The sequence below is a fragment of the Vibrio sp. D404a genome, from assembly GCF_030248535.1.
Classification (GTDB): domain Bacteria; phylum Pseudomonadota; class Gammaproteobacteria; order Enterobacterales; family Vibrionaceae; genus Vibrio.
On record NZ_JAHGAJ010000024.1, the window covers coordinates 22,407 to 34,715 of the forward strand.

Genomic DNA, 12,309 nt, shown 5'->3' on the forward strand with positions numbered 1-12,309 from the left:
AAATCGATCATGAACATATTGCTCTCCCTACTGTGCATGACCTTAGTATTAAGTGTCTGCCTATACCATCGAGTCACCCTTGTGCGTGCACTCGTTGCCTTAACCGCTGCTATGGTCGCCCTAACGCTTGCTGCCGATGTTGGCATGACTGGCTGGCTAACCTATATACTCGCTGTCGCTATTTTTGCTGTCCCAGCAATCAGACAAACACTCATTAGCCAAAAAGCACTGACTGTATTTAAAAAAGTGCTACCTGCTATGTCTCAGACAGAAAAAGAGGCGCTAGAAGCCGGTACGGTATGGTGGGAAGCTGAGTTGTTCAAAGGCAAGCCTGATTGGAACAAACTGCAAAGTATCGCTGATCCTAAATTATCAGCAGAAGAGCAAGCTTTCTTAGATGGACCAGTGAATACCGTTTGTGAAATGGTCAGTGATTACCAAGTCACCCATGAACTGGCCGATCTACCACCGGAAGTTTGGCAATATCTGAAAGATGAAAAGTTCTTCGCGATGATCATCAAGAAGAAATACGGTGGCCTTGAGTTTTCTGCTTACGCACAGTCATTAGTGCTACAAAAGCTTACCGGGGTATCTAGCGTACTCTCATCAACCGTTGGTGTTCCAAACTCTTTGGGTCCAGGTGAACTGCTGCAACACTACGGTACTGAAGACCAAAAGAATCACTACTTGCCTCGCCTAGCTGAAGGTAAAGAGATCCCATGTTTTGCACTAACAAGCCCAGAAGCAGGCTCTGACGCTGGCTCTATTCCAGATTACGGCATCGTATGTAGAGGCGAATGGCAAGGTGAAGAAGTGCTAGGTATGCGCCTAACATGGAACAAGCGATACATCACTCTAGCACCTGTGGCTACAGTTCTTGGCTTGGCATTCAAACTGCGCGACCCTGACGGCTTACTCGGAGACACACAAGATCTAGGCATTACATGTGCACTTATCCCAACCGATCTTCCGGGTGTTGAGATTGGAAACCGTCACTTCCCATTGAATGTACCATTCCAAAATGGTCCAACTAAAGCACAAGACTTGTTCGTTCCAATGGACTTCATCATTGGCGGACAGAAAATGGCAGGCCAAGGCTGGCGTATGCTGGTTGAGTGTCTTTCGGTGGGACGTGGTATCACACTACCGTCAAACTCAACAGGTGGCCTGAAAACGGCAGCTCTCGCAACCGGTGCTTATGCACGTATCCGTCGCCAATTCAAACAGCCTATCGGTCGTATGGAAGGTGTCGAAGAGCCGTTGGCACGCTTGGCGGGTAACGCTTACGTCATGGATGCGGCAAGCAATCTAACCGTTGCTGGTATCGACCTAGGTGAAAAGCCTTCGGTTATCTCAGCTATCGTTAAGTATCACTGTACTCACCGTGGCCAACGCAGCATCATTGATGCAATGGACATCGTAGGCGGTAAAGGCATCTGCTTAGGCCCATCGAACTTCTTAGCACGTGGTTACCAAGGTTCACCAATTGCGATCACCGTAGAAGGTGCCAACATCCTAACTCGCTCTATGATCATTTATGGTCAAGGTGCGATTCGTTGTCATCCTTACGTACTGGAAGAGATGAATGCTGCCTACTCTGAAAGCAGTGATGCACTCGATAAGTTCGATAGCGCACTCGCAGGGCATGTTAGCTTCACCATGAGTAACCTAGTACGCAGCCTATGGTTTGGTTTGACTGATGGTCGTGGTTCAAGCACACCAGCAGATAAAGATACTAAACGTTACTACCAGCAACTGAATCGCTACAGTGCCAACTTAGCACTTCTGTCTGATATCTCGATGGCGGTACTGGGTGGTTCACTGAAACGTAGAGAGCGTTTATCTGCTCGTCTAGGTGACATTTTGAGTCAGCTATACCTTGGCTCAGCGACTCTAAAACGCTTTGAAAGTGAAGGAAGCAATAAAGAAGATCTGGCGTTGGTTCACTGGGGTATGCAAGATAGTCTTCGTCAAACTGAAGTTGCTATTGATGAGTTCCTAGCGAATTTCCCTAACCCAGTTGTCGGTCGTCTACTGCGCGTTATCTTGTTGCCATTTGGCCGTATTCGCCGTGCTCCAAGTGACAAGCTAGATAGCCAAGTGGCTCAAATCATCCAAACTCCAAGCGCAACTCGCTCTCGCCTTGGTCGCGGACAGTTCCTTGCACCAACTGAACACAACGCGGTCGGTAAGATTGAGCGTGCGCTAGAAGTGATTCTAGAGGCTGAGCCTTTATTTGATAAGGTGTGTAAAGAAACGAGTCAACGACGTCCATTCCTACGCTTAGACCTAGTAGCTGAGATTGGTTTAGACAAAGGTATCTTGACTAACGAAGAGGCGGCTCTACTGAAGAGTGCTGAAGAACATCGTCTGTACACCATTAACGTTGACGACTTCGCTCCTCAGGAACTAGCAGCAAAGCCTCAATACCCAGAGACATCGATTGATAACGTCGCGTAGGGTTAATGTTGCCTAGTTATAACAGTTGATATTAGAAGCAAAACGGGACTCATTGAGTCCCGTTTTTTTATACTTAATTTTGGCAAATTGAAGAGCTATCAGAGGAGGTAATAATCAGCGTTGAATCCCCCACCAGCTCAACTGGTTTGAGCGCTAACAAACAGTAACCACCCAATAGCGGCAATCAAAAGATCACTACGCTATCTTGCAGTAATAACATCAAAGACAGCTTTAAGCTTGTAACGACTAAGACTTAGGTACCGATAACTGCATCTCTGGCTGTGCTTGCTTCTTGGCTCTAATTTTACGAACGACAAACCAAATCAATAGACCAAGCAGAATGGCAACAAGGTTACCAACACCGATGATGATCAAACTGCGTTGTCTATCTTCTTCACGTTGCTTAAGTAATTGCTGCTCTGCGGCAATTCGTTTTTGCTCGGCAAGTGCCTCTTCTTGTAAACGGCGAGACTCAGCGAGATCGATATCTTCAACCACACTATAGGTCTGCTCTTGGATTGGGAACATCAATGGACGTTGACTTGAAGCATCGGTCGCAAAAACGCGTCCAGCCCAAGAGTAAATGCCCAGCTCACCAACATAAGGCACTTCCATCGAGACCTTCATACCTTCATCTGCAGCTTGCCCTTGTTGATAAGAGACATACTCATCAGGCGCTGTGTGTTCCACATGTGTCGCCAAAGAGCTTGGCGCAATCATTCCCTGTTCGCCAGACACTACAATCGTATGAGGTTGCCCCTCTTTACGAGATTGAATAAAGGTGGTCGAAATTGGAGATGGATAAACCAGAACCTGCTGCTCTTGGGCACGTAGGAAGACCCCATTGCCTGATGTAATTCGAGCGCGATACTTACCCGGCTCGATATCAATCGGTAGTGCCACGGTGAAGATACCATCCCCAGCTACTTCATCGAGATCTTCGCCGTTATCGGCAAATTCACCCATAATCACAGGAACAGGTCGCGCTTCACGGACTAAGGCGTCTTCATTTTCAATGTATTTGGTAAAGGTGATCTTGAGATTGACTCTATCTAGGAAGTCTCGCAGCACTAAAGGCTTGCCGTCTGAGGTGAGACGGGCCGTAAACTTAAGCACTTCGGTTTGATAGAGCTTATCAGGGAACTGTTTCGCATCTAAGACTAGATGCGAGAGCAGCTTAATATTGTTCTTTGGTGATACCTTACCCACGGCTTGCCAAGGCCCCGGCATCGGGTGGTCAATCGAGACGATGTCCATCGAAGACTCTTGGTACCAGCGAACGTTATCTGCGTTACGCCACGAATAGTATTTTTTACCATCCGGGCGAACCAAAACCACAGGTTGAGAATTGTCGGCTCGATAAATAACAAACGTAATCTGTTCAATGCTTGGATCCACTCTAAAGCGGTTATCCAACAGTCGCATTGAAGACTCCGTTGCAGCCTGCACACCGATACTAACAAGTAACAAGCAACTCCAAGCCAATGCCTTAAACATACTCTCTCCCTACTGACGCCAGAGGCAGCTTCCACTCTCCTCGACGAGATCTAAACGATTTTTATGCGCTTTTAATTCATCGGCCGTTGCACGCAAAACCTTTAGCGATTTTCGACCACTTTCGACACGGCGGATCCCTTCAGCTGCACCATCTTGCTGACCAGCGTTAAATTGCAACGACGTTTGGCCACCCGTCATCAGTAGGTAGACGTCGGCTAGGATCTCCGCATCGAGCAAAGCCCCGTGGAGTGTTCGGTGAGAGTTATCTATCCCATAACGTTCACAAAGGATATCAAGGTTGTTCCGCTTGCCCGGGAAGATTTTCTTCGCCATGGCAAGGGTATCAGTCACTTTACAGTAGTCGTCAGTCTTGCCGATACTTGGGTCAAGCTTCTCAAACTCGTAGTCCATAAAGCCGGTATCGAAGGGAGCGTTGTGCGCGACCAGTTCTGCATCTTTAATGAACTCAAGGAACTCTTTATGAACGTCTTGATATTCTGGCTTATCGACTAGGAACTCATCGGTAATACCGTGAACGCCAATCGCCTCTTCTTGAATAGTGCGATCCGGCTTGATATAGACGTGAAAGTGGCGCCCAGTGAGTTTACGGTTGATGATCTCTACCGCACCGATTTCGATAATGCGATGCCCGAGATAATGCGGACCGCTCTCGGTGTTCATACCCGTCGTTTCGGTATCGAGTACAACAATGCGTTTATTTTCAGCGCTTGAACGCTGTTCAGAATTGTTACTGGTATTCATAAGGATAACTGTGTCAGACTATGCCGATAATGTGCTTGAGGTAATAGTATCAAATCATGGCGAAACAAGTTGAAATTTTCACTGATGGTTCGTGTCTGGGTAATCCCGGTCCGGGCGGCTACGGGATCGTACTTCGCTATAAAACAACTGAAAAGACGCTCGCTAAGGGCTATTCATTAACCACGAATAACCGCATGGAGATGATGGCAGCTGTAGTTGCGCTACAAACACTCAAAGAGCCTTGTAACGTGATTCTGACTACCGATAGCCAATACGTTCGCCAAGGCATTACTCAGTGGATTCACAACTGGAAAAAACGGGGGTGGAAAACCGCCGACAAGAAGCCGGTCAAAAACGCCGACCTTTGGCAGCTACTCGATAAAGAGACAGGTCGCCACCAAGTTGATTGGCGCTGGGTTAAGGGCCACGCAGGGCATCGCGAAAACGAAATGTGTGATGAACTGGCACGTACCGCAGCGGAAAACCCAACGGAAGAGGATACTGGCTACCAACCTAGCTAGATCACGTAGTGTCTATTACTAAAATGCAGAACAAGAGAAAGCCGACCGTCAGTCGGCTTTTTTATTAACGTTAGATAACGTAGAAGACTCGATAGAAGTGCTGCGCACGCCTGCTCTAAAGCTGGCTCCAACCGGTGAAAAACGTCGTTTAAGGTGCCAATGTGGTTTAATTGGCTTAATCGGATACGTTCGCTTACGCGCGACAATAAAGTACTGACTGCCCGCCACTGACGCGTAGCTACCTAAGCTATTTTCAAGCCAAGTCCACATCGCTCGATAGCGGCTCATCGGAAACAAAGCATAAGTATCGCAATGAATCACCTGATAATTGAGTACACCCAACCAGTCTTTTACTCGGCTCGGGGTATACATCCTGCCACTCCAAGGTAAACTGTTTTTTCGCCAAGGCAGTAAGCTCGCAAGCCCAGTTAAACTAAACGGGTTAAACCCTGTGACAATCAGATAGCCATCATCCATCATCACCCTATCGACTTCACGCAACATACGGTGAGGGTCATTGCTATAATCTAACTGATGACTGAGGACGACAACATCGAAGCTCTTCTCTAAAAAGGGCAAATTATAGTCATCTGCAATCACATTATGTAAAGGGTTCTGGATATCTAGATTTACTTGATGTTGAATATTGCATGTGCAGCTAGATATCTCGCAACTGAGACCACCAAGCTTGAGCATGTGATAACCAAATAACTTAGGGCACCATTCATCTAAACGAGTTTGAATGGACTCGCGTAGCCAAGGGCCATTGTGCAATTGTTCCCAGGTATAAGGGCGCTCAAATTTCTTACGGCTGCGTGCTGGCTTCATCAATAATCTGCCTCACTTAAAGTGACTGGAGAACCAATAATGTTACATATCAAAAGCATACCTGCATTCAATGATAATTACATCTGGCTGATTGAAAATAGCGATCGTCGTTGTGCTGTTGTCGATCCTGGTGATGCGGCTCCAGTGCTTGAGTACTTAGAGCGCCATGAGCTAACTTTAGATGCAATCTTAATTACACACCACCACAACGATCACATCGGTGGCGTTCCAGAGCTAGTGAGACAATTCCCGACTATTGATGTTGTTGGTCCAAAGAACGAACCGATTCCAACATTGACTCACCCTGTCGATGACGGCGACCAACTTGAACTGTTCGATGAAGTATTTTTGGTACTCGGCTTAAGCGGCCATACAGCTGGCCACATTGGTTATGTTGGCGATGGCAAGCTATTCTGTGGTGACGTGTTATTCTCTGCAGGCTGCGGTCGAATCATGGAAGGGACGCCGCAACAGATGTTTGATGCGCTTAACAAGATCACAGCCTTGCCACAAGAAACTGAGGTCTACTGTGCACATGAATACACTGCAGCCAACATCGCATTTGCTCTCGCCGTTGAACCAGACAATATGCAACTTCAGCAGTACCGAGACGATGTAAATCGTTTGCGAGCTCAGAATAAGTCGACAATTCCAACAAATTTACGTTTAGAGAAGTGGATCAACCCATTTCTCCGTTACAGTGAACCAAGTGTAATTAAATCAGTATCTAACCGAACTGAGCACACCGATGCGCTCTCAGTGTTTACAGCGCTACGTGCGTGGAAGAACGAATTTTAACAATTAGAGACTTGTCACTCATAGGGGGTGGCAAGTATTATCAGCAGCCGTTTAAAAAAAAGGCTGTAACATGCGAGTTAAGTACAGCTGGGCTTTGGTATTACTACTTTCTGGTTGCCAATTAACTCAGCCAGATAATCAAGACCAAGCTTCCGAGCAAACCAACACTCCCCCTGCTAAAGAAGTTTCTCAACCGGAATCATCTGTAACAAAAGCAGAAAAAGAACAACCCAAAGTTGAAGCGCCTGTCGTTACACCACAAACACAGCAAGATGTTTGGAAACGTATTGCGATGCAACTGGAGCTTGAAGTACCAAACCACAAAACGGTGGACTACTACCGCACTTGGTACCTAAAGCACCCTAGCCACCTAAGAACAGTCTCTCAACGTGCCCAACCGTTTCTCTATTTGATCACTGAAAAGATCGAAGAGAAAGGTCTGCCACTAGAGTTGGCCCTACTGCCTGTTGTAGAGAGCTCATTTGACGCTTTTGCCTACTCCCATGGTAGCGCAGCAGGGCTATGGCAATTTATTCCGGGTACAGGCAAATATTACGGTCTGGAGCAAAACTTTTGGTATGACGGCCGCCGCGACGTCGCTGCCTCAACCGATGCAGCACTTGAGTACCTAGAGTCACTAAACAAACGCTTTGATGGCGACTGGAGCCATGCTATCGCGGCATACAACAGTGGTGGTGGTCGAGTTAACAGCGCGATCCGCAAGAACAAGAAGCTTGGTAAACCTATCGACTTCTTCTCTCTTGACCTTCCGAAAGAGACCAGCGGTTACGTACCAAAGCTACTGGCACTGGCTGACATCATCGCCAATCAAGAGAAGTACGGCATTGATATTCCACCGATTGCCAACAAACCAGTTTTAACTCTGGTCAACCCGCAAGAGCAGCTCGATTTAGCGATCGCAGCTAACTATGCCGGTATTCCAGTGAAAGAGCTGCAAGGCTACAACCCAGCCTACAATCAGTGGGCGACCGCACCAGAAAAGCATCAACAACTGCTTATTCCTATCAGCTCGGTTGAAAAGTTTAATAGCGAAGTCGCTGCCAATAAAGGCAAAGGCATGAAGCTAGTACGTTACAAGGTGAAATCTGGCGATAGCATCAGTGTATTAGCTCAACGCTACAATACCACTAGCAAGGTGATTCGCAGTGCCAATGGCATGAGCAATAACAACATTCGCGTTGGTCAGCACCTGCTTATCCCTTCTTCAACCAAAGACGATAAAGTATATGCACTGAGCGCTTCAAACCGCTTAGCGAATACCCAGTCAAAGAGCCGTGGTCAGTATAAGCTCACTCATACAGTAAAAAGTGGCGATAGCCTATGGACGATTGCGCGTGCCAATAAAGTCTCTCATCAATCTCTTGCTAAATGGAATGGCATGGGGCCGCGAGACACACTTAGAATTGGCCAAAATTTGGTTATCTGGAAGAACAGTTCTGATGGTGCAATCATTAGAACAGTCTTCTACAGCGTAAAATCTGGTGACACAGTCAGCGGTATTGCATCAAAGTTCAAAGTAAAAACTTCCGATGTTGTAAAATGGAACACTTTGCAAAACAAGAAGTACTTACAGCCTGGGCAAAAGCTTAAGCTGTACGTTGATGTAACTAAGGTAAGTGTATGAACCCGTCAAGTAACCCACTCGTAATGCTGTTGGATATTTTCCGCTCTCCAACTGCGTGTTTCCTAGCGCTGTATCAGCGAGGAGCCTGGGGGTGGCAACCCTACGTTGTCTTAATGCTCAGCCCATTCCTATTTTGGGGTGCGTATTTTTCTAACGTAGATTTCACTTGGTTGAGCGCAGAGTTGACTCGCCAGCTCTCGCAAACCAATCCAGAACAATTGGAGTTACTTGATAGCAACACACTGCTTGCCAGTGAAATCATTAGCGATGTATTTGGACGCACGCTAACCATTGCGATGCTAGCCTTCTGGTTCAACCTAGCAACCAAACCAAGTCAACACCAGCACGGCTATTGGAAGTGGTTTGCCGCGTCAGCTGTGATCACCTTCCCTGCAGTACTGGGTGATATTGCGAGCTACGCAAGCCTGCTGCTGAAACATGGTCAGGTGATGAACTATGCCGCAGATCTAAACAGCATCAATGGCCTAATTAAGCTGCCACTGACCAATGACTGGTCACAGTTTGCTAGTTCATTCCCACTGTTGCTGCCTTGGTACATCGTATTAGGTTACGCTGCAGTGCTCACTTGGACTGAGTTTGAACGAGGCCAAGCACTGGTTATCTCGGCTTTACCATGGGTTGGCTACTACCTAATCTGGGCCATCTATATCTTGGTCTCTTAATTCAGTAGTAATTCTGCATCTTGCTCGCGATTGTCATTCAAATCAAAGGTAACCAGCATTGGATTATGATCAGAAGCGTCCGTTTCGGGCGCTTTTGCGTTTCTGACCGTTAACCCTCGGTAGAAGATATGATCAAGTACCAGCCCTGTGACAAATTGGGTGCGGTTATCTGGCGTAAACGCTACTTCCGCCAAACCAACCTCGCCAAGAGCCTTCTGTAGCACCTCAAAACGCGCTTCGCTCCAACTATTAAAATCCCCTGCAAAAATGACTGGCCCTCGATACTCTCTTAGGGCCGATGTTAGTGCTGACAACTGTTGTAAGTAATCTTCAGTACCAAAAGTGAAATTAACCGCGTGAATGTTCACAACCGCGAGCTGCTGTCCGTTACTCAATTGATAACGTGACCACAATGCAGACTTTGGCAGCTGTAGCCATGGCTCTTCGTGAGTATAGGCACATGCTTCAATGGGCAGGTGAGTAGCTAAGTTTAAGACCCCTGCACTCTCGTTGAGCGCTTCAAAGGCATTAACTCTATTGCTGCCCCATAAGCCGCTACGGATCCATTTCCGCATATCCTCACTCATGCTCGCCTCTTGGAGCAGCACCAACTGGCTCTCATTGGTCAGAGAGTTAAGTGTAGTGCGCCAGTTCTCACGATTCTGCTTATAGATATTCCATACAGTGACTTTCAACCCCGAAGAGACATCTATCGCGTGTGGTTTGGGGTTTTGATAGCAACTATAAACATCATTACTGATGCTCGGCGAGCTCGTGACAAGATTGGGCTGAACTGGGATCTTAAAAATCAGTTTAAAGCTCGCAACAATAATCGCAGAGCCGACAACAAAACCAATGAGTACTTTCTTCAACATAAACCAAGCCCTAGAAAATGAAAAAGGAGCGATAATCGCTCCTTTTAGGGTAAATGTTTTTTTAAACGGCGTCTTCGTCTTCTTCGCCAGTGCGGATACGAACCACACGCTCAACGTCGGTAATGAATATCTTACCGTCGCCGATTTTACCGGTCTGTGCTGTCTCGATGATGGTATCAACACATTGATCCGCCACTTCGTCAGTCACTACGATTTCTAGTTTTACTTTTGGAAGAAAATCAACCATGTACTCTGCACCACGGTAAAGTTCAGTGTGGCCTTTTTGACGTCCAAAGCCTTTTACTTCAGATACCGTCATGCCCGTAATACCCACTTCAGCCAGTGCTTCACGTACATCATCAAGTTTGAATGGCTTGATAATGGCTTCAATTTTTTTCATGTTCATCCCTTAAACTCTACGAATGGCCCATTATCGAATAGGTGTCATAAACATTCAATGAAAAAAGCCAGCGCTGGCAAGCACTGGCTTAGAAATCACATTCGTATGTAAACTATTTTAGGCTTGCATAGTAAGCTGCAAGGTTGGCTATATCTGCGTCACTGAGCATCGATGCTTGAGCTTGCATCACCGCGGCTAGACCACCATTTCGTTGTTTAGTTTTGTAAGCATTCATTGACGTCACAAGGTACTGCTCATTTTGACCTTTTAGGTTTGGGTAACCAGGGATCACAGCGATACCATCAGCACCATGACACGCTGCGCACACTGCTGCTTTTGCTTGGCCAGCAGCGACATCACCCGCTAGCGCATGACCACTTAATAGTCCCAGTCCAAGGACAAATCCTACTGCTATTTTCTTCATTGCGTATTCCATTGATTATTATTGATATAAGTGCCTTTAAATTGTGCCACAAAGTTCTATTACTTGCTCCAGACAGCTTCACAATCTTGGCCTTGGTAGCGCCTATCAACAAAAAGTCCCATCACCGCTACTACATGCTCTCCATCCATGAGTATCGGTGTTCTTCTGCGTAGCCAACTCGGTACCTTATATTCTTGGAACAGTTTTTTCATTTTTCGGCTATGCCCTCGCCCCACAGGGTGAGCCACTAAACCTTCAGGATTAAATATCACTTTTAATGGGCCAGAAGCATTGGACAATGAGAAATTGAGCGCGCCTTTTGTCTCTTTCGAGTACTCGTTGCCGATGACGCTTAATGATAGGGAGCCTAGACTATCGGGTAATTTCAGAGACTGGCCCACTTGTAACTCAGCTTGCCAAGATTCTAATGAAGATCGAGATTCGATAATAAACAGCTTGTTGTCAAAGCGTCGCACTTCGGCATGACCTAACACCAAAACTGGATTTGCATCTTGCTGTGCACAAGCGACCTCACTCCACAACAGTTCTAATTGCTTCTGACTTGGCATAACTAGACCATTGTCAGCTAGCCACATTCTTAGTAGCCGTGCGCGCATCAAGCTTGAACACTCTGACAAGCTTTCAATTTTCAAACTATGATAATGGCCAAGTGCTTGGTTCAATTTGGGAACCAGCAATTCATCGAGCAGTAATTCTTGCTCAGCACATAATTGCGCACTGCGAGTAACCGAGTCAGGGAAAGAGGGCCAGCGCGCCACCAGCTTAGGTGTCACCTCATGACGAATGAAGTTTCGGTCAAAGCGCTGATCTCGATTACTTTCATCTTCGACCCATTCAAGCCCGCTTTGACTAGCAAACGCTTCTATCTCTTGGCGAGAAACACCAAGCAAGGGGCGAATCAAAAAGGCTTCATCAATCGGCATCACTTTTGCCATTGAAGATAGACCTTTAGGTCCACTGCCTCGCTTTAACGCAAGCAAAAACGTCTCTAGCTGATCATCTTGATGCTGCCCGGTAAGCAAAATATCGCCCTTACGTAGGTGTGCTTTTAGCACCCCATAACGTGCATCTCGAGCAAGCTTTTCTAGGCTTTCACTGCTTGATGTATCTAGAGAGACTCGCTCGACATAAAGCTTAACAGCTGACTCTAAACACCATTGCTGGCATTGTTCTACCCAAACATCGGCGTTGGTGCTCAAGCCATGATGAACATGAACGGCAATGCACTCAATGCCTTGCTCTTTACCATAACGAGCAGTCAACTCTAACAACACTCGTGAATCAACACCGCCACTGAATGCGATAACAATTCGATTGATAGAAGATGAATGAATTTCGAGTGCAGATGAGAACGCTTGATATAGCTGAGACATTAGAGTTTGGCGGTTGAGAGTA

General features: G+C 46.6%; 12 protein-coding genes. 5 read left to right on the top strand and 7 right to left on the bottom strand.

From position 1 onward, the window contains the following. Window positions 1-9 precede the first annotated feature (9 nt). Window positions 10-2,460, top strand: coding sequence for an acyl-CoA dehydrogenase FadE (gene fadE / locus KI655_RS14820; RefSeq protein ID WP_285406451.1), 2,451 nt, complete (start codon window positions 10-12; stop codon window positions 2,458-2,460). Between the two features lie 246 nt (window positions 2,461-2,706). On the opposite strand, the gene KI655_RS14825 is transcribed toward fadE, so the two are convergent. Further along, entirely contained in the window at window positions 2,707-3,957 is a 1,251-nt protein-coding gene (locus KI655_RS14825) for a TIGR03503 family protein (RefSeq protein WP_285406452.1), read from the bottom strand. Between the two features lie 9 nt (window positions 3,958-3,966). Next, window positions 3,967-4,719 carry a DNA polymerase III subunit epsilon gene (dnaQ, locus tag KI655_RS14830; RefSeq protein ID WP_285406454.1) on the bottom strand — a complete coding sequence of 251 codons (753 nt, stop codon included), beginning with the start codon at window positions 4,717-4,719 and terminating at the stop codon, window positions 3,967-3,969. Between the two features lie 56 nt (window positions 4,720-4,775). Here dnaQ and rnhA point away from each other — a divergent pair, with 56 nt between their 5' ends. Then, window positions 4,776-5,240 carry a ribonuclease HI gene (rnhA, locus tag KI655_RS14835; protein WP_285406455.1) on the top strand — a complete coding sequence of 155 codons (465 nt, stop codon included), beginning with the start codon at window positions 4,776-4,778 and terminating at the stop codon, window positions 5,238-5,240. Window positions 5,241-5,288: 48 nt separating this feature from the next. Here rnhA and KI655_RS14840 read toward each other — a convergent pair whose 3' ends face one another. Next, window positions 5,289-6,068 carry a methyltransferase domain-containing protein gene (locus tag KI655_RS14840; RefSeq protein ID WP_285406456.1) on the bottom strand — a complete coding sequence of 260 codons (780 nt, stop codon included), beginning with the start codon at window positions 6,066-6,068 and terminating at the stop codon, window positions 5,289-5,291. A 39-nt stretch (window positions 6,069-6,107) separates the two neighbouring features. Here KI655_RS14840 and gloB point away from each other — a divergent pair, with 39 nt between their 5' ends. The 3 genes from gloB (at window position 6,108) to KI655_RS14855 (ending at window position 9,194) form a co-directional block, all read left to right on the top strand. Continuing rightward, window positions 6,108-6,866, top strand: a complete 759-nt coding sequence (gene gloB / locus KI655_RS14845; protein ID WP_285406458.1) for a hydroxyacylglutathione hydrolase — start codon at window positions 6,108-6,110, stop codon at window positions 6,864-6,866. A gap of 70 nt (window positions 6,867-6,936) precedes the next feature. Further along, window positions 6,937-8,511: a LysM peptidoglycan-binding domain-containing protein gene (locus KI655_RS14850; protein ID WP_285406460.1), complete on the top strand. Its 1,575-nt coding sequence runs from the start codon at window positions 6,937-6,939 to the stop codon at window positions 8,509-8,511. Beyond that, window positions 8,508-9,194 carry a YIP1 family protein gene (locus KI655_RS14855; RefSeq protein ID WP_285406462.1) on the top strand — a complete coding sequence of 229 codons (687 nt, stop codon included), beginning with the start codon at window positions 8,508-8,510 and terminating at the stop codon, window positions 9,192-9,194. The genes KI655_RS14850 and KI655_RS14855 overlap by 4 nt, the downstream gene beginning before the upstream one ends. Here KI655_RS14855 and KI655_RS14860 read toward each other — a convergent pair. The 4 genes from KI655_RS14860 to tilS all read right to left on the bottom strand — a co-directional run bounded on the left by KI655_RS14860 (window position 9,191) and on the right by tilS (window position 12,287). Further along, window positions 9,191-10,069, bottom strand: coding sequence for an endonuclease/exonuclease/phosphatase family protein (locus tag KI655_RS14860; protein WP_285406464.1), 879 nt, complete (start codon window positions 10,067-10,069; stop codon window positions 9,191-9,193). The genes KI655_RS14855 and KI655_RS14860 overlap by 4 nt on opposite strands. A 61-nt stretch (window positions 10,070-10,130) precedes the next feature. Next, window positions 10,131-10,469 (bottom strand): nitrogen regulatory protein P-II, encoded by a 339-nt coding sequence (gene glnB / locus KI655_RS14865; protein WP_004738609.1) that lies wholly within the window; start codon window positions 10,467-10,469, stop codon window positions 10,131-10,133. A gap of 112 nt (window positions 10,470-10,581) precedes the next feature. Continuing rightward, entirely contained in the window at window positions 10,582-10,893 is a 312-nt protein-coding gene (locus tag KI655_RS14870; protein WP_285406533.1) for a cytochrome c, read from the bottom strand. Window positions 10,894-10,952: 59 nt separating this feature from the next. Further along, window positions 10,953-12,287, bottom strand: a complete 1,335-nt coding sequence (gene tilS / locus KI655_RS14875) for a tRNA lysidine(34) synthetase TilS (protein ID WP_285406536.1) — start codon at window positions 12,285-12,287, stop codon at window positions 10,953-10,955. Window positions 12,288-12,309: the final 22 nt, after the last annotated feature.